We start from the raw sequence: 18,676 nt of genomic DNA, 5'->3' as shown, positions 1-18,676 counted from the left end.
AGATTAGAACTTATTATAATGCCGATGTATCAAGTATTACTTAATATTCACCTCCTTGTAATAGATTTTATATAGATATTATCATTAAGTAATTAAAGGATAATCATCTAATTCAAATATTTATGCAACTGCTATTAAAATAATTTAGTAATGTATAAATAAAAAATATATATGAAAGAATATACAAACAATTTAGTATACAAATACAATTTTAAAATTTAAAAAGGTTCTCTCTTCATATTCCATAATTATATATATGCATGTCGAAAATTGCAAGCGTTAATTTTTTGACAATATTTAATTTTTAAAAAAATATTTATAAATATATATATATCAAAAAAAAGCACCCTTTAATAAAGGATGCATTATATTATGGAGGTATTACATTTTTTATCTTATCTCTTTATATTCCCAATCTTTCGCAATGAAGAAGCGCAACATTTATAAGGAAATTGTATCACTATTAGAATAGTCCTTTAATGATATCTAGCAATCCTGTAGAATTTAGAAAAACAATGCCTATAGCAACAGGTGCAACCCATTTTACTAAGAAACCCCAGAAAGGAGCTAATTTAAATGTAAGTTTTCCTTCGTTAGAAGCTTCTTTAATGGCATTTTCAAGACCCCATACCCAACCTATAAAGATGCACATTAGCATTCCACCTAAAGGAAGTAGAATATTACTTGCTGTAAAGTCTAAGGAGTCGAATATATCTCTTCCACCAATTATTTTAATATTAGACCATACTCCAAGTCCTAGGGACGCAGTAGCCCCTACTAAGAAAATAATAGCTGCCATAGTAAATGTTGCTTTCTTACGTTCCCATTTAAATTCATCTACCATATAAGAAACAGTTACTTCTAATAAGGAAATAGCTGATGTTAAAGCCGCGAACAACACTAATGTAAAGAATATGAATGCAAATAAGCTACCAAGCGGCATTTTTGAAAATACAGCAGGAAGTGTAACGAATAGAAGCCCTGGACCTTCACCCGGATTAAATCCAAATGCGAATACTGCTGGTAAGATGGTTAACCCTGCAAGTAAAGCTATAGCTGTATCTAACAATGGTATAATCATAGCACTTTGTACTAGGTCTTCATCTTTACTTAAATAACTACCATAGGTTATCATACATCCCATACCAAGGCTTAGGGAGAAGAAAACTTGACCTAAAGCCGCTAATATAACTGAAGCATTAATAGCTGAAAAGTCTGGCGCTAATAGGAATTTAACTCCTTCCATAGCTCCTTCAAGGGTAAGAGAACGAAGCATAACAATAAACATCATAATAAATAGTGCAGGCATTAATATTTTAGAAGCTTTTTCAATTCCTCCACTGATACCACCCATAACAATTGCTAATGTAATAACCATAAAAATTGCGTGGTAAATAAGTGGCTCAACAGGACTAGTAATTAGTCCGCCAAATAGGCTTCCTAGCATATCTATATCAGCGGTGTTCAATACTCCAGTAACTGATCTGACTATATAATTTATTACCCAACCACCAACAACACTATAGAAAGAAAGAATTAAAAATCCAGCAAGGACACCCATAGCACCTAACCACGACCACTTTTCACTAAGTTTTTTATATGCACCTACAGCGCTTAATTGAGTATTCCTACCTAGAACTATCTCAGCTAACATCAGCGTAAATCCTACTAATAACAAAATAATGAAATATACAAAAACAAATGCGCCACCGCCATTTTTTCCAGCCATGTATGGAAATTTCCAAAGGTTGCCTAAGCCTATTGCCGATCCAGCAGCTGCCATAATGAACCCGAATCTTGAACCCCACTGATCCCTTGCTTTCTTTTCGTTTAAATCGATCATAATTTACCCTCCCTTAACTATTTTTTTAGTATAATTGAATTTTGTCGAATCTTTCAAAAATCACCTCCTGATAATAGGTTAAATCAATAATATTCAAAACATTTAGAATAATTACTTATATTATAATTTTATTTTTACTAAGATGCAAGTGATATATTTTTAACTAACTCGGAACTTTTTTTGAAATATTAACTAAATATTAACTAAAAATGAAAAACATTTAAATTTTTAGTTAATTCAATCAATTATCTTTTAAAAGAGGATTTTGTTGTTAAATAAAGAATATAGAATATAATATGTTAGAAATTAATAATATTTATTTAATTGTATGCAGAGAAACTTAAAGTTAATTATAATAATAAATAGGGGAGGTAAAATAATGAAGTCTATGATTAGAATGAGGATGAGCGCAGCAGATGCACACTATGGTGGGAATTTAGTAGATGGTGCGAAAATGCTTCAGCTTTTTGGTGATGTAGCAACAGAGCTTCTTATTAGAAATGATGGTGACGAAGGACTTTTTGTAGGCTACGAAAGTGTAGAGTTTACAGCACCTGTATATGCAGGAGATTATATAGAAGCAGTTGGCGAAATTACTAATGTTGGTAATTCATCTAGAAAGATGACATTTGAGGCTAGAAAAGTTATTGTTCCTAGACCAGACATTAGTGACTCTGCCTGCGATGTGCTAGAAGAGGCCATAGTTGTTTGTAGAGCAGTAGGTACCTGCGTAGTACCTAAGGTTAAACAAAGAAAATAATACAAAGCAGACTGTAGGAAGGTTTCATTTATTGCATTTGGGTTTAGAGAAAACATATCCTTAGTATGAATTTAAAGGGGGATTTAAATGGATAAATTAATTATTACAGCTGCTTTAACGGGGGCAGAAGTAACTAGAAAAAATCAACCTAACCTGCCATTAACACCAGATGAAATAGCAGAGGCGGCTTATCAGTGTTACTTAGCAGGAGCTTCTATAGTACATATTCATGCACGAGATAAAGAAGGTAATCCAACTCAATCATATGACGTATATAAGGAAATAAAAGAAAAGATAGAATCAAAATGTAATATTATTTTTCAGCCTTCTACAGGTGGTGCAGTTTGGCATGGACCAGACGAAAGACTACAGCCTGTAGAATTGAAACCTGAAATGGCTACACTTAGTGCTGGCACATGTAACTTTGGTCCAGATGTTTTCATGAACTCACAGGAGTATATGGAAAAGTTTGCTATTAGAATGAAGGAACTAGGTGTAAAGCCTGAGATTGAAGTTTTTGAAAGAGGAATGATTGAAAACGCTAAAGGTCTTGTTAAAAAAGGGCTAGTAGGTACACCACTCCATTTTGATTTTGTACTTGGGGTTCCTGGAGCTTGTCCAGCTACAGCAGAAGACCTTATGTATATGGTAAAGTCTATTCCGGAAGGTTCTACTTGGACTGTGGCAGGTATAGGTAGACATGAGCTACCTCTAGCTACAATGGGGATTTTGCTAGGCGGTCATGTTAGGGTAGGCTTTGAAGATAATGTTTATTATGGAAGAGGACAGTTAGCAGAATCAAATGCTCAATTGGTGGAAAGAGTAGTTAGAATAGCAAAGGAATTAGGTAGAGAGATTGCTACTCCTGATGAAGCTAGAGAAATATTAAAAATTTAGGCGGTGATAGTTTTGAAATTATTTATTGACAGTGCAAATATAGACGAGATTAGGGAAATAAGCAAATGGGGGATTCTATCAGGTGTTACTACAAATCCGTCCCTTATTGCAAAAGAAGGAAGAGATTTAAAACAGGTTATAGAGGAAATTACACAATTAGTGGATGGTCCTATTAGTGCAGAAGTTGTAGGTGAAACTGCAGAGGAAATGGTAAGTGAAGCTGAAGATCTTATAAAAATTCATTCAAACGTAGTTATTAAAGTACCTATGACAGAGGAAGGGCTAAAAGCTGTAAGTAACTTTAGTAGTAGAGGAATAAAAACAAATGTGACTTTAGTTTTTTCAGCTACTCAAGCTTTATTAGCAGCTAGAGCAGGTGCTAGTTTTGTAAGTCCGTTTCTTGGTCGATTGGATGATATCGGTTATGATGGAGTTCAATTGGTTGAAGAGATTGCTCACATTTTTGAGGTGCATAATATTAGTACAGAAATAATTGCTGCAAGTACTCGTCATAATCTTCATGTAGTAGATGCGGCTAAGGCTGGGTCACATATAGCGACTATACCATATAATATATTAAAGCAAATGGTTAAGCATCCTTTAACAGATATAGGTATAGAGAAGTTTCTAGCCGATTGGGAAAAGACTAAAAGATAAACATTGTAGAAACTTTTGTTATATGATACCATATTAGGTGAAAAATGAATATTGAAAACTTTAGGTTCTTTTTGATTAATAGGGAAATCGGTGAAAATCCGATACAGCCCCCGCTACTGTAAGTGGAGACGAAATTAACTTTTGCCACTGGATTTTATCTGGGAAGGTGTTAAAAGTAGGATGATCCACAAGTCAGGAGACCTGCCTAATAGTTTATATGTAGTAACCTTCGGAGGGAAGGGAGACTTATATTTTGTCAACTGTTAATTTAAGTGTATATCTTAAAGTGTACATTTTTATAGACTTGGCAAAGGGTCCCTAACATAGAAGGTTGGGGACCCTTTTTGTTTCTCCAACATATTTTCTATGTTTCCCTCTTACTGATTTTATTAGGTTAGAAACTAATAAGCACTGAAGGCATAATACCAAATGCCTTTAAATAAAAGTGAGAGGTGATTTTATGAAAAACAAAAAAACAGTACTTTTATCCATCGCATTGCTTCTAGTAATAACGCCAGAAGTGGTACATGCAATGCACATTATGGAAGGCTTTTTGCCTGCTAAGTGGGCGATTTTATGGTCAGCTATTACTATTCCATTTTTTATTATTGGAATAAAAAAAGTAAGTACCATTCTAAAGGAGGACACCAATAAAAAGGTACTATTAGGTTTGGCAGGAGGTTTTGTGTTTGTTTTATCTGCACTAAAAATACCATCGGTAACAGGGAGTTCGTCTCATCCTACTGGAGTAGGATTGGGAGCAATATTATTTGGACCCACCACTATGACTGTTATAGGAATAATTGTTTTACTGTTCCAGGCATTACTACTTGCCCATGGTGGATTAACTACATTAGGAGCTAATGGATTTTCCATGGCAGTTGCAGGGCCTTTTGTATCCTACTTTATTTATAGGATACTTAAGAAAAGAAATGTAAATATGACCTTTACTGTATTTTTAGCTGCTTGTATTGGTAACTTAATTACTTATGTTGTTACAGCCTTCCAACTAGCATTGGCATTTCCTGACCCTATTTCAGGCTTTGTTGGTTCTCTAGGGAAATTTTTAACAGTATTTGCAGTTACACAAATTCCATTGGCTATAGTGGAAGGATTACTTACAAGCATTATTTATAATTTATTAGCAGAATACAACAAGGAAGGAGTCGTTAGCCTTGAAACAGTTAAGTAAAAAGAATTTATTGCTTTTTTTATTGGCTATTGTTGTTATAGTAGCGCCACTAATTATTAATAGCAGTGCTGATTTTGAAGGGGCAGACGGTGAGGGTGAAGAGTTAATTCAAGTTATTGCCCCAGACTATGAGCCTTGGTTTGAAAGTATATGGGAGCCGCCGAGTGGAGAAGTTGAAAGCTTGTTATTCTCTGTTCAGGTAGCAATTGGAGCAGGAGCAATAGGCTATATTTTAGGCTCCATGAAGGAGAAGAAAAAACTTGCTCTTAATAGATAAGTATGCACATACAAACAAGTTAACAAATTTTAACCCTATGGCGAAGTTTATCTTTGCTATAGGGGCCTTGAATATTGCAGTGTTAATAAATAATTTGTATATAAACATATCTATATTTTTTATTATGGCATTTTTAACTACCTTTGTAGCAAATATCCCATTTAATAAATATTTTAAAATATTAATTATACCTTTTGGGTTTTTAGCTGTAAGTATTATTACTATATTAATAGGTATATCTAATGTAGATATATTTATTTGGAGCATTAAGATTTGGAATAAGTATATAGGGATTACATATCAATCTTTAATAGATGTGCTGCATATTATTATGAGGGTATTGGCGGCCATATCTTCAACATTTTTTTTAGGATTAACCACACCTTTAAACAATATTATTAAGGTACTTAAAAAAATTAAAATTCCAAACTTGTTAATAGAGCTACTAGTATTGATATATAGATTTATTTTTATTTTTCTAAAAGAAGCAAATGAAATTTATACTATTCAAGAGATGAAGTTCGGATATACAGGTTTTAAAAATAGCTATAGATCTGTTTCATTACTTATTAAGCATTTATTTGTAAGGGTTTTAACTAAGTATGAGAGCATGGTTATCGCCTTGGATAGTAAACTATACGATGGAGAATTTAAAATAGGTGATTAGATGATTAAGGTAGAGTCTCTAGAATTTAAATATGAAGATGGCACTAAGGCATTAGATAATATAAACATAGATTTAAACAAGGGAAAAACTATAGGAGTTATTGGAGCTAATGGCTCTGGGAAGTCTACGCTGTTTCTAAATATGATAGGTATTTTAAAGCCTAATAAGGGTTGTGTAAAGTATAATGGGTCCAAAATAAACTACAACAAGAAATACCTAAGGGAATATAGAAAGAAGATTAATATTGTATTCCAAGACCCAGAAAAGCAATTGTTTTACTCCAATGTATATGATGACGTAGCCTTTCCCCTTAGAAATTTAAATATTTCTGAGGATAAGATTAAGGTGAGGGTTGAGGCTGCTCTTAAAAAAGTAAATGCCTATGAGTTTAAAGATAAACCAGTTCATTTTTTAAGCTATGGCCAGAAAAAAAGAGTTGCTATGGCAGGTGTATTAGTAATGGATTCTCAAGTAATATTGTTGGATGAACCAACTAGTGGATTAGATCCCTATATGACTAAGGAAATAAAAAATATAATTAAAGAAGTAGCTACTGAAAAATATATTGTAGTATCAAGCCATGATATGGACCTAATATATGATGTGTGCGATTATATTTATGTTTTAGGAAGAGGAGAAATATTAGGAGAAGGACTAGTGGAAGAAGTATTTTTGAAGGAGGATTTACTAGAAAGAGCCCTCCTCGAAAAACCTTGGCTAGTAAAGATCCATAAAATTTTAGGCACACCATTGTTTAAAACGGAAGAGCAATTATTTGATTATGGTATTCAAAAACATATGTAAATTAAGAAGAGTATTAGAACTGGTAGGTATAAGATAAAAGTTAAATTCTAATGTACACAGAAGGAAAGGAGATACTATGAAAAAGGCTATTATTGTTGTCAGCTTTGGTACTACCTATGAGCTAACTAGAAAATTATGTATAGAAAGCATTGAAAACAGAATAAAGGAAAAATATGAAGATTTTTTAGTAGTTAGGGCATTTACTTCTCAGATGGTAATAAATAAATTAAAGAAAAGGGATAACTATTTTGTAGATAATCCAATGGAAGCCTTATATAGGATTAAGGAAGAGAAAATATATAATATATTTATTCAGCCCCTTCATATAATTCCTGGCTATGAGTATGAAAAATTATTAAAGCAAGTTGAAAAGTTTAATAGTGAAAATAGTGATTTTAACATAAAAATAGGTAGGCCCTTACTTTATGCAGATTCAGACTATATTAAGGTTGTAGAAGCACTAGACTTAGATGGAAACAATAAAGATAAGGCAATAGTATTTATGGGACATGGTACAGAACATTCTGCGGACAATGCTTATATTAAACTAGAAGAAACATTTAATGAGAGATGGTATAAAAATATATACATTGGTACAGTAGAAGGCAATAAAACTATAGATGATATAGTTCCTCATTTAAAGGAAAATAATATTAAAAAAGTTGATTTAATGCCATTTATGCTAGTAGCAGGGGATCATGCCATAAATGATATGGCATCGGAGGAAGAAGATTCTTGGAGAAGTAGGCTTGTATCAGAGGGGATAGAAACAAATGTAGTATTAAAAGGCCTAGGAGAAGTAGAAGGTATACAAAACATATATATGGAGCATTTAGAAGATATATTAACAAAGTAATTTGGGGGAAAGGGAAGATAGATATATTTCCTTATTTTATAATAGGATAGCACATTATGGAATTTGGTAACCTAATTGACATACTTAAACCCATTCTATATACTTTTATTGTAATTAGGATGAGGAGGAATAGATAATGGATAGAAATTTGGCCCTAGAATTAGTCCGTGTAACAGAGACAGCTGCTTTGGCTTCTGCTGGTTATATGGGTATGGGAGATAAGGAAGCGGCGGATCAAGCGGCAGTAGATGGTATGAGAAGAGCATTTTCAAGTCTTTCTATAAAAGGAACAGTTGTAATAGGTGAAGGTGAGCTTGATGAAGCTCCAATGCTATATATAGGTGAAGAGGTAGGATGTTGTAAGGATGGAGATATGGAAGTAGATATTGCAGTAGATCCATTAGAAGGAACAACTCTAATTGCAAAAGGACTTCCTAATGCTATTGCAGTATTGGCCATGGCACCAAAGGGGTGTTTACTGCACGCACCAGATACTTATATGAAAAAGATTGCTGTAGGCCCTAAAGCAAAGGGAGTAATAGATATTAATGCATCTGTTAAAGATAACCTAGAAGCTGTGGCAAAGGCTCTAAATAAAAATATAGAAGATTTAACAGTAACAGTGCAAGATAGACCAAGACACGATCAACTTATTAAAGATATTCGTGATGCTGGTGCTAGAATTAAGCTTTTTAGCGATGGAGATGTGGCTACTGCAATTGCTACTGGTTTTGATGAGACGGGTATAGATATTATGATGGGTATCGGCGGTGCTCCAGAAGGGGTTATTGCTGCCGTAGCTCTTAAATGCTTAGGCGGGGATATGCAAGGCATACTATATCCTATGAGTCCAGAAGAGGATGAAAGATGTAGAGCTATGGGACTTTCTGAGGAAGATGTTAAGAAGGTACTATATCTTGATGATTTAGTAAGTAGTGAAGATTGTTTCTTTGCTGCGACTGGTATTACCCAAGGAGATCTTTTAAGTGGTGTTGTTTATACTGGAAACAACAGAGCTTCTACTCATTCTGTTGTTATGAGGGGACAAACTGGAACCATTCGTTTTGTAGAAGCAGACCATCGTTTAGATAAAAATGATACTTTAGTTGAAGTAATGAATAAACATAGAAAAATAAGATAATAATATGCCAATAATAGAGATAGTAATGTACTATCTCTATTTTATTGTAAGGCATATATTGGAAATAGTATATATTATTCACAATTAATATAGCACAATTGATTGACTAAAATAATATAACATTAGTATAATATTAAAGTAGAACAATAATTTGGGGGTGTAGTAATGGATAGAAATTTAGCGCTTAACCTAGTTAGAGTAACTGAGGCTGCATCAATTGGTGCTGCTAAATATATGGGTAGAGGAGATAAAAACGCTGCAGACCAAGCTGGTGTAGATGGAATGCGTAAAATGTTTCAAACAATGAGTATAGAAGGTGTGGTAGTTATTGGAGAAGGTGAAATGGACGAAGCACCTATGCTATATATAGGAGAAGTTGTTGGAGCAGGAGGACAAGGTGCTTCGAAGGTAGATATTGCAGTAGATCCTGTAGACGGTACTACTTCTGTAGCTAAGGGACTTCCTAATGCGATTGCTGTAGTAGCTATGGCTCCGAGAGGATGCTTATTAAATGCACCTGATATGTATATGGATAAAATTGCAGTAGGACCTAAGGCTGCTGGTAAAATTCATATTGATGCACCAATACATGAGAATCTACGTATTACTGCAGAATCATTAAATAAAAGCATTACAGATTTAACTGTAACTATGCTAGATAGACCTAGACACGAAGATATAATAAGACAATGTCGTGAAGCAGGAGCAAGGATCAAACTATTTAGAGATGGTGATGTAGCTGCTGCCATGGCAACATGTTTTGATCATACTGGTGTGGATATTATGTTAGGTATTGGCGGTGCTCCTGAAGGGGTAATTGCAGCCGCTGCATTAAAATGTCTAGGCGGGGAGTTTCAAGGAAAGCTTGTTCCATATACAGATGAAGAAAGACAAAGATGTATTAAAATGGGAGCTAGTATAGAAAAAGTGTATTCTATGGAAGACTTAGTAAAAGGCAATGAAGTGTATTTTGCGGCTACAGGTATTTCAGATGGGGAATTATTAAAGGGTGTTGTTTATACTGGTAACAATACTGCTAAAACTCATTCTGTTGTTATGAGGGCGGAAACTGGTACCATCCGTTTTGTAGAAGCGATTCATAGATTAAATAAAAAGCCAAAGTATGCTTATTAGTTGAGAAATTTATTTTGAAAAAATGTTGACAAATATATTACAATAGTTTAATATATTTAACAATACACAATAGATTTAACTAAAATGCGTTGATGAGAAATAGTAGAAATATCTATTCTTTTACAGAGAGTTCCCGTTTGGTGAGAGGGGCATTAGAAAATATTTTGAACACATCTCTGAGCTATGCACCGAACCCTTATGGTAGTAGACTGCATCGGAAAAATCTGCACCCGTTATCGTGCTAGAGTATAAACAAGAAGCATTTTCTTGTCGTACTTGAAGAGATTGATACTGTGAAGTATCAGTAAAAAGAGGTGGGACCACGTGAGTATAACTCTCGTCCTCTAGCTTTATGCTAGAGGCGGGAGTTTTTTTATTGTGTAAAATTAAATTAAATTAAAGGGGAGAAATCTATGAGAAAAAGTATTGTTAATGTAGGAAGAGGAAATAAAAGCAAGCAAGGTTTCGGAAAGAGGTATAGTTTAATAACTGTATTGGTAGTTGTAATATTAACTCTTGCAGCATGTGGCAAAAGCCAAGCTAGCTCTAGTATAGATTTAGATCAAATTAATAATAGAGGTTATATTATAATGGGTATTGACGACACCTTTGCGCCTATGGGCTTTAGAAATAATGCAGGAGAATTGGTTGGATTTGACGTTGATTTAGCTAAAGAAGTTTTTAAACGAGCAAACATAGAAGTAAGGTTTCAACCAATAGAATGGGCTATGAAAGAAACGGAGCTTAACACAGGTAATATTGACTTAATTTGGAATGGATATTCAATTACTGAAGAAAGAAAAGAAAAGGTGATTTTTACTAAACCTTATCTTGAAAATAAGCAGATAATTGTTACATTATCGGATTCAAAAATAGAAAATAAAGAAGACTTAAAAAATAAAAAAGTGGCTGTTCAAAATGGATCTAGTGCAATGGATGCTGTAATGAGAGAATCCGATTTAGTAGAACAATTTGAAGGTGGAGAGCCACTATTATTCGATACAAACAACGAAGCCTTTATGGATTTAGAGGCTGGAAGAAGTGATGCTGTTGTAGCCGATGAAGTACTTGCAAGATATTATGTTAAGCAAAAGGGAGATGAAAAGTACAGAATTTTAACAGAGGACTTTGGTAAAGAAGAGTATGGAATAGGAATTAGAAATACAAATAAAGATATCTTAAAATTACTTGATGATATTATAGATGAAATGAGATCAGATGGTTCCTATGACGAAATATATAGTAAGTGGTTTAGTGAAAATTAATATAGTTAGTAGGAGGTATAGAAAATGCCATATATATATTCGCTTTTGCCGTCTTTAACATCTGGGTTAAGTACTACCTTAGAAATATTTGGAGTAACACTACTGTTTTCTATACCCTTAGGGTTTTGGGTGGCATTAGGAAGACTTTCGAAAATTAAAATAATAAGTAAAATAGTAGAACTTTATATTTTAATTATGAGGGGAACACCATTAATGCTTCAACTTGTATTTGTATTCTTTGGATTTCCTTATATAGGAATAACCTTAGACAGAACAACAGCAGCATTATTAACCTTTATATTGAATTATGGAGCTTATTTCGGGGAGATTTTCAGAGGTGGTATTGAGTCAATCGATATTGGTCAATATGAGGGAGCCACCGTTCTAGGCTTAAGTAAGATAAGGACACTAACAAGAATAATACTTCCACAAATGGTTAAAAGAGTTCTTCCCTCTGTAGGAAACGAGGTAATTAACTTAGTAAAGGATACATCATTAGTATATGTTGTTGGTTTAGGGGAGCTTCTAAGGGCAGGCAAAATAGCATCTAATAGAGATGCTTCCCTTGTTCCACTAATGGTTGTAGGGGTATTTTATCTTCTCCTCATTTGGTTGCTAACGGAAGGGTTTAAGCAATTGGAAAAAAGATATAACTATTATTGCTAGGAGGGATATAGATGACTCTAAAAGTTAAAGGTTTATATAAAAGCTTCGATGGAAATATTATATTAGATAATATATCATTTCAAATAAATAGAGGAGAAATTGTGACTGTAATAGGACCTTCTGGGGCAGGGAAAACAACCCTGTTAAGATGTATAAATGGTCTTGAAAAGTGTGATGGCGGAACAATTAAAATTGATGAATATTTTTTATGCGATGATAATGAAGGAAGTATAGTTTATTGTAATAAGCAAGATATGAGAACAATAAGGAAAAAAGTAGGATATGTATTCCAGAACTTCAACTTATTTCCCCATATAAATGTTATGGATAATATTATTGAGGCACCTATCAATGTTTTAAAGATGAATAAAAAAACAGCTAAGGAAAAAGCAAAAATGCTTTTGAATAAGCTGGGCTTAGAAGAAAAAGCCTATGCCTATCCTTTTCAGTTATCAGGTGGACAAAAACAGAGAGTTGCAATTGCAAGGGCCTGTGCCTTAGATCCCACAGTAATGTGTTTTGATGAGCCTACGTCTGCACTAGATCCAGAAATGAGGGAGGGAATTGCTAGTATTATAGAAGGTTTGGCTAAACAAAATATGGCAATCCTTATAATAACCCACGATATGTTATTTGCAAAACGCGTTTCTCACAGAATGCTATTTATAGAAAGTGGTAAGTTGATTGCAGAAGGTAGAAAGGAAAATAATTTTCAAGATGTTAATAACGAGAGGGTAATAAACTATATTAATAGCTGAAATCCATTATTTTGAAAATAGAATTATTGACTCTAGTTATTAATAATGATACAATCAGCATAATAGTGGGGTGCTCTATTTACCATCCCATAAGTAAAAACTTCAGTTCCGATAGAATTTTAATTCTATCGGACAAAATTTGATTAGAAGATTTTTGGAGGTGTAACATTGAGTAGTCCAGAGTTTGAACATATGAAATTATCGGACTTGAAAGAAATGGCAAAAAATTTAGGAATCAAAAACCTATCGAAATATAGAAAAGATGAATTAATTCAATTAATAGAAGACCAGCAGAAACAAGTGAATATAGAAGAAAAGCCTATGTTGACAAATTTAGATGAAAATTCTAATGAAAGTAATCTACAAGGTGAACCTAAACTACAGGAAAGACGGATAAAGGGTTTGCCTAACCATTTGACCGATGAAATTCCACCGGGAGAAGAAGTTAATATAGCAGCAGGAATATTGGAAATTCATACAGATGGGTATGGATTTTTACGAAGAGAAAACTTTTTATCTAGCGATAGTGATATTTACATATCTCCTTCCCAAATTAGAAGATTTAACATGCGAACTGGTGACAAGATTACAGGTATTACAAGACCGCCAAAGAGTGGTGAAAAATTTAAAGCTCTTCTTTATGTAAAAAGTATTAATGGACTTAGCCCAGAGTCTGCTACAAGAAGACCTAATTTCGAAGATCTTACCCCTATTTATCCTAATGAAAGAATCAATCTAGAAATAAATTCACAGGGCTTATCTACCAGATTAATCGACCTTATTGCACCTATTGGTAAAGGACAAAGAGGTTTAATTGTTGCTCCTCCTAAGGCAGGGAAAACAGTTTTATTACAGACTATAGCCAATAGTATAGCTAAAAACTATCCTGATGTTGAAATTATTGTACTTCTTATAGATGAGCGTCCTGAGGAAGTAACTGATATGCAGCGTTCGATTCAGGCGGAGGTAGCCTATTCCACCTTCGATGAATTGCCAAGCCATCACATTAAAGTAGCAGAAATGGTATTAAACCGTGCTCAAAGATTAGTAGAGCATGGTAAGGATGTAGTAGTTTTATTAGATAGCATTACTCGACTTGCTAGGGCATACAATTTAACTATTCCACCTACTGGTAGAACTCTTTCAGGGGGATTAGACCCAGGGGCTCTTCATAAACCTAAGCGTTTCTTCGGTGCTGCGAGAAATATTGAAGAGGGCGGAAGTCTTACAATTATTGCAACAGCGCTGGTTGAGACAGGCAGTAGAATGGATGATGTTATATTTGAGGAATTTAAGGGTACAGGTAATATGGAGCTTCATTTAGATCGTAAGCTGTCTGAAAAGAGAATTTTCCCGGCGGTAGATATCAACAAATCTGGTACAAGAAGGGAAGAGTTACTATTAACTCAGGCTGAGCTTGAAACTATTTGGAGTATTAGAAGGGCTATGGGAAATAGTCCGGTACAGGATGTTACGGAGAAGGTTATTAGTTCTCTTATTGAAACAAAAGATAATAAGCAGTTCATTGAAATGTTGAAAAAGCGAATATAGATGATTTAATAATACCTTGCACGCATAAATGGTTTATGCTATAATGTAGTAGTTAAAATTTGCTTATAAACTAAGACTTAGTTTAGCTTTATATAGCAACTGTACGAGGAGAGAGGTGAAAGTAATGAAAAAGGATATCCATCCAGAGTATCAAGAAGTAGATGTACATTGTGCTTGTGGAAATACTTTTAAAACAGGTTCAACTAAACAAGAGCTTAGAGTAGAAATTTGTTCACAATGCCACCCATTCTTCACAGGTAAACAGAAGAATATCGAAAAAGGTGGACGTGTTGAGAAATTCAAAAAGAAATTTGGTATGTAATATCAATCATATACGACCTCAATCAAGGTTAGAAACAACTATTCTAACCTTGATTTTTTATGTTAAAATATATAAAGTAATATTTCTGCTATCTATATAAAAGCTGAAGGTTAGTAATAAATTAAACATTTTTAAACGAATACTAAAAATTTAAGTGTGATAGAAATCAATGCGATAGCATTAGATGACTTTTGATCTTTCATGTTAATTAAGAGGAGATGGCGCGATGATGGATTTTATCGAATACTCCAAGAATGGTAGTATTGAAATGATTGTGGGACCTATGTATGCAGGTAAAAGTGAAGAGTTAATTAGGCGAGTCAATAGGTCTAAGATTGCTAACCTAAAGGTATTATCATTTAAGCCTGCAATAGATAGCCGCTATTCTACTGAGCACATTACTTCACATAATGGAAAACAGTTAGAATGTATTTCTGTAACTAGTGCCAGTGAAGTTTTGAAGTACATAGAAAGTGAAGAATTTGATGTACTTGCAATAGATGAGGTTCAATTTTTAGGAGAAGACATTGTAGATATTTGTCAAAAAGCTGCAAATATGGGTAAAAGAGTAATTTGCTCTGGTCTTGATATGGATTTTAGAGGAGAGCCGTTTCAAGTAGTACCTAGCCTAATGGCAATAGCTGAATATATAACTAAGCTTACTGCCGTATGTATGAAGTGTAAAATGCCCGCTACTAGAACTCAAAGAATTGTTAACGGACAACCAGCTAAGTATGATGACCCTATTATTATGGTAGGTGCTAAGGAAAGCTATGAAGCTAGATGTAGAGCATGTCATGAGGTAATTAAATAATATATTGTTAAAGCAGCTTTCCAGCTTTTGTTATAATAAAAAATATGTAGTGTATATTAAGTAGAGAAGGTGATTGTCTAATATCACATTCCATTGCAAGATAATATCGGAGTTTCATTATTAGATAGACGTATATTTTTAAGAGACTAATTTATGGATTTGCTCTAGTGTGGATTTGGAGTGATAAAGAAGACGGTAAAATGCTTCCTAGACAGGCTTAAATGAAAGTATTTGAAATATAAATAAAAAATCCTTGCTTTTTGATGAATAATTTAGTACAATACAATACAACTTAATAGTATACAAAATAGTTTGCTATGAAGGGAAGTAGTAGGTTATTGTATCATTTTTAGAGAGTTATCGGTTGGTGGAAGATAACAATGATCTTAGCTGAACTCGTCCCAGAGCTATTAGGGCGAAATAGTAGTAGTCCTAATCGGTTAACCTCGTTACGGTTATTGAGATGATTATTTATAGTATCATAGATGTCTTTGTGACAATATATTGATATGAAAATAATCAAATAGAGTGGTACCGCGACCTTTCGCCTCTATATTTTATTAGAGGAGAAGGGTCTTTTTGTTTATAAAATATTATAAAGGAGTTGAAGAAAATGAAGCAATATAATCCAAAGGATATTGAAAGTAAGTGGCAAGAAATTTGGGAGGAAAAAGGAGCTTTCCATGCTTCAAACGATAAAGACAAGGAAAAGTTCTATGCTTTAATTGAGTTTCCTTATCCATCAGGCCAGGGGCTACACGTAGGACATCCACGTCCATATACAGCACTTGATGTTGTTTCTAGAAAAAGAAGACTGCAAGGATATAATGTACTATATCCAATGGGATGGGATGCTTTTGGACTTCCAACAGAAAACTATGCTATACAAAATAAAATTCATCCGAAAATAGTTACAGAAAAAAATGTTGCAAAATTTAAAGAACAGCTGCAAGCTTTGGGTATGTCTTTTGACTGGTCGAGAGAAATAAACACTACAGATCCTGAATATTATAAGTGGACCCAGTGGATATTTCAAAAACTTTTTGAGAAGGGATTAGCCTATAAAAAGGAAATGTCTATCAACTGGTGCAACAGCTGTAAGGTTGGTCTTGCTAACGAGGAAGTAGTAAATGGTGGCTGCGAGAGATGCGGTGGAGAAGTAGTTAGAAAGCAGAAAAATCAATGGATGCTTAAAATTACGAAATATGCTGAAAGACTTATAAATGATTTAGATTTAGTAGATTACATCGAGAGAGTAAAAATTCAGCAGAAAAACTGGATAGGTAAATCTCAAGGTATGGAGGTTGATTTTGAGATTACTGGAGATAAAAAAATAACTGTTTATACAACAAGACCAGATACTTTGTTTGGAGCTACTTATATGGTAATTTCTCCAGAGCATCCATATATCGAGGAGCTAGCAGATTATATTAAAAATATGGATGATCTTCTTCATTATAGAGAAGAGGCTAGTAAAAAATCTGAATTTGAAAGAACTGAGCTTGTAAAGGATAAGACAGGGGTAAAAATTGAAGGTGTTGAAGCGACTAACCCTGCAACAGGAAAACAAATACCCATTTTTATTTCAGACTATGTAATGATGTCTTATGGTACAGGAGCTATAATGGCTGTACCTGGTCATGATACGAGAGACTGGGATTTTGCTAAAGCATTTAATCTTCCTATCGTAGAAGTAGTTGCAGGTGGTAATGTAGAAGAAGCTGCCTATACTGATACAGATGAAGGTATAATAGTTAACTCAGAATTTTTAAATGGGTTAGAAGTAAAAGAAGCTAAAGAAAAAATTAGTAAGTGGTTAGATGAAAGAAATCTTGGAGCACGTAAGGTAAACTATAAGCTTCGTGACTGGGTATTCTCACGCCAAAGATATTGGGGAGAGCCAATTCCACTAGTTCATTGTAACGAGTGTGGATGGGTGCCAGTTCCAGAGAGTGAGCTTCCAGTACTACTTCCAGAGGTAGAAAGCTATGAGCCTACAGATAATGGAGAATCACCACTTGCAAATCTTCGTGATTGGGTAGAAACTACTTGTCCAAAATGTGGAGGAGACGCTGAGAGAGAAACTGATACAATGCCTCAATGGGCAGGATCTTCTTGGTATTTCTTAAGATATACAGATCCACACAATAATGAAGAACTAGCAAGCAAAGAAAACCTTGATTATTGGCTACCAATTGATTGGTATAACGGTGGTATGGAGCATACTACACTACACTTACTATACTCAAGATTTTGGCATAAATTCCTATATGATTGTGGAGTTGTACCTACTGCTGAGCCTTATCAAAAACGTACTTCTCATGGTATGATATTAGGTGGAAACAATGAAAAAATGTCTAAATCTAGAGGAAATGTGGTTAATCCTGATGAAGTTGTTAATGAATTTGGAGCAGATACATTAAGACTTTATGAAATGTTTATTGGAGACTTTGAGAAGAGTGTACCTTGGTCGCAAAATGGAGTAAAGGGCTGTAGAAGATTTTTAGATAGAGTATGGAGATTACAAGAAGTATTAGTAGATAGCAATGATTTGACAGAAAAGCTAGAAAGTAATATTCATAAAACAATTAAAAAGGTTAGTGAAGATTATGAGCATATGAAGTTTAACACTGCTATTGCTAGCATGATGGCTCTTGTTAATGATTTCTACGACCACGGAAGTGTAACAAAGGGAGATATGAAAGTCTTCTTAACACTGTTGAATCCAGTGGCGCCTCATATTACAGAAGAGCTATGGGAAGAATTAGGATTTGAAGGAATGGTCTATGAAGCTACATGGCCAGTATGGGATGAAGCAAAGACTATAGACAATGTTGTAGAGATTGCTGTTCAAATTAATGGTAAGGTTAAGGGACAGATGGTAATTGCTGTCGACGCAACTGCGGATCAGCTTAAAGAGCAGTTTAGAAATGATACAAGACTTGTTGATCTACTAGAAGACAAAACAATTGTAAAAGAAATTTATGTTCCTGGTAGAATTTATAATATTGTAGTTAAATAAGAAAATATTTCATATTTTACCTCTCTAATGATAATATATTGTTGGAGAGG

At 34.0% G+C, this 18,676-nt stretch carries 18 protein-coding genes, 1 riboswitch and 2 other annotated features; of the genes, 17 read left to right on the top strand and 1 reads right to left on the bottom strand.

What is annotated here, in order from left to right:
- Positions 1–463: 463 nt before the first annotated feature.
- Positions 464–1,843: a sodium-dependent transporter gene (locus HYG84_RS04055; RefSeq protein ID WP_212380853.1), complete on the bottom strand. Its 1,380-nt coding sequence runs from the start codon at positions 1,841–1,843 to the stop codon at positions 464–466.
- A gap of 379 nt (positions 1,844–2,222) precedes the next feature.
- On the opposite strand from HYG84_RS04055, the gene HYG84_RS04050 reads away from it, so the two are divergent.
- The 17 genes from HYG84_RS04050 to leuS all read left to right on the top strand — a co-directional run bounded on the left by HYG84_RS04050 (position 2,223) and on the right by leuS (position 18,626).
- Positions 2,223–2,603, top strand: coding sequence for a hotdog domain-containing protein (locus HYG84_RS04050; RefSeq protein ID WP_212380852.1), 381 nt, complete (start codon positions 2,223–2,225; stop codon positions 2,601–2,603).
- An 87-nt stretch (positions 2,604–2,690) separates the two neighbouring features.
- The gene (locus HYG84_RS04045) at positions 2,691–3,500 is read left to right on the top strand and encodes a 3-keto-5-aminohexanoate cleavage protein (RefSeq protein WP_212380851.1); all 810 of its coding nucleotides are present in this window, start codon (positions 2,691–2,693) and stop codon (positions 3,498–3,500) included.
- Positions 3,501–3,512: 12 nt separating this feature from the next.
- A complete protein-coding gene (gene fsa / locus HYG84_RS04040) occupies positions 3,513–4,157 on the top strand; it encodes a fructose-6-phosphate aldolase (RefSeq protein WP_212380850.1) in 645 nt (214 codons plus the stop codon).
- Positions 4,158–4,202: 45 nt separating this feature from the next.
- Positions 4,203–4,380, top strand: a riboswitch (cobalamin riboswitch).
- A 237-nt stretch (positions 4,381–4,617) separates the two neighbouring features.
- Positions 4,618–5,349 carry an energy-coupling factor ABC transporter permease gene (locus HYG84_RS04035; RefSeq protein ID WP_212380849.1) on the top strand — a complete coding sequence of 244 codons (732 nt, stop codon included), beginning with the start codon at positions 4,618–4,620 and terminating at the stop codon, positions 5,347–5,349.
- Positions 5,333–5,626: an energy-coupling factor ABC transporter substrate-binding protein gene (locus HYG84_RS04030; protein WP_212380848.1), complete on the top strand. Its 294-nt coding sequence runs from the start codon at positions 5,333–5,335 to the stop codon at positions 5,624–5,626. Before HYG84_RS04035 ends, HYG84_RS04030 begins: the two co-directional genes overlap by 17 nt.
- A 37-nt stretch (positions 5,627–5,663) precedes the next feature.
- Complete coding sequence (gene cbiQ / locus HYG84_RS04025) at positions 5,664–6,293, top strand: cobalt ECF transporter T component CbiQ (RefSeq protein ID WP_212380847.1); 630 nt, start codon at positions 5,664–5,666, stop codon at positions 6,291–6,293.
- A complete protein-coding gene (locus HYG84_RS04020) occupies positions 6,294–7,097 on the top strand; it encodes an energy-coupling factor ABC transporter ATP-binding protein (RefSeq protein ID WP_212380846.1) in 804 nt (267 codons plus the stop codon). It abuts the gene before it with no gap.
- Positions 7,098–7,173: 76 nt separating this feature from the next.
- Positions 7,174–7,953, top strand: coding sequence for a sirohydrochlorin cobaltochelatase (locus HYG84_RS04015; RefSeq protein ID WP_212380845.1), 780 nt, complete (start codon positions 7,174–7,176; stop codon positions 7,951–7,953).
- A gap of 136 nt (positions 7,954–8,089) precedes the next feature.
- Complete coding sequence (glpX, locus tag HYG84_RS04010) at positions 8,090–9,094, top strand: class II fructose-bisphosphatase (protein WP_212380844.1); 1,005 nt, start codon at positions 8,090–8,092, stop codon at positions 9,092–9,094.
- 165 nt (positions 9,095–9,259) lie between these two features.
- On the top strand, positions 9,260–10,228 hold the full coding sequence (glpX, locus tag HYG84_RS04005; RefSeq protein WP_212380843.1) for a class II fructose-bisphosphatase: 969 nt from the start codon (positions 9,260–9,262) through the stop codon (positions 10,226–10,228).
- 80 nt (positions 10,229–10,308) lie between these two features.
- Positions 10,309–10,576, top strand: a binding site (T-box leader).
- Between the two features lie 65 nt (positions 10,577–10,641).
- Entirely contained in the window at positions 10,642–11,493 is an 852-nt protein-coding gene (locus tag HYG84_RS04000; protein WP_212380842.1) for an amino acid ABC transporter substrate-binding protein, read from the top strand.
- A 24-nt stretch (positions 11,494–11,517) separates the two neighbouring features.
- The gene (locus HYG84_RS03995; RefSeq protein WP_212380841.1) at positions 11,518–12,159 is read left to right on the top strand and encodes an amino acid ABC transporter permease; all 642 of its coding nucleotides are present in this window, start codon (positions 11,518–11,520) and stop codon (positions 12,157–12,159) included.
- A gap of 11 nt (positions 12,160–12,170) precedes the next feature.
- Entirely contained in the window at positions 12,171–12,917 is a 747-nt protein-coding gene (locus HYG84_RS03990; RefSeq protein ID WP_212380840.1) for an amino acid ABC transporter ATP-binding protein, read from the top strand.
- A 192-nt stretch (positions 12,918–13,109) separates the two neighbouring features.
- Positions 13,110–14,468: a transcription termination factor Rho gene (gene rho / locus HYG84_RS03985; RefSeq protein ID WP_212382054.1), complete on the top strand. Its 1,359-nt coding sequence runs from the start codon at positions 13,110–13,112 to the stop codon at positions 14,466–14,468.
- A gap of 124 nt (positions 14,469–14,592) precedes the next feature.
- Positions 14,593–14,790 (top strand): 50S ribosomal protein L31, encoded by a 198-nt coding sequence (gene rpmE / locus HYG84_RS03980; protein WP_212380839.1) that lies wholly within the window; start codon positions 14,593–14,595, stop codon positions 14,788–14,790.
- A gap of 226 nt (positions 14,791–15,016) precedes the next feature.
- Entirely contained in the window at positions 15,017–15,604 is a 588-nt protein-coding gene (locus HYG84_RS03975; RefSeq protein ID WP_212380838.1) for a thymidine kinase, read from the top strand.
- A 308-nt stretch (positions 15,605–15,912) separates the two neighbouring features.
- Positions 15,913–16,159: a binding site (T-box leader), on the top strand.
- A gap of 58 nt (positions 16,160–16,217) precedes the next feature.
- Positions 16,218–18,626, top strand: coding sequence for a leucine--tRNA ligase (gene leuS / locus HYG84_RS03970; RefSeq protein ID WP_212380837.1), 2,409 nt, complete (start codon positions 16,218–16,220; stop codon positions 18,624–18,626).
- Positions 18,627–18,676: the final 50 nt, after the last annotated feature.

This window comes from Alkaliphilus sp. B6464 (assembly GCF_018141165.1).
In the GTDB taxonomy this organism is placed as follows: Bacteria; Bacillota; Clostridia; order Peptostreptococcales; family Natronincolaceae; genus Alkaliphilus_B.
Note: the sequence above shows the minus strand (reverse complement) of the source record. Positions and strands in the feature narration are given on the sequence as shown.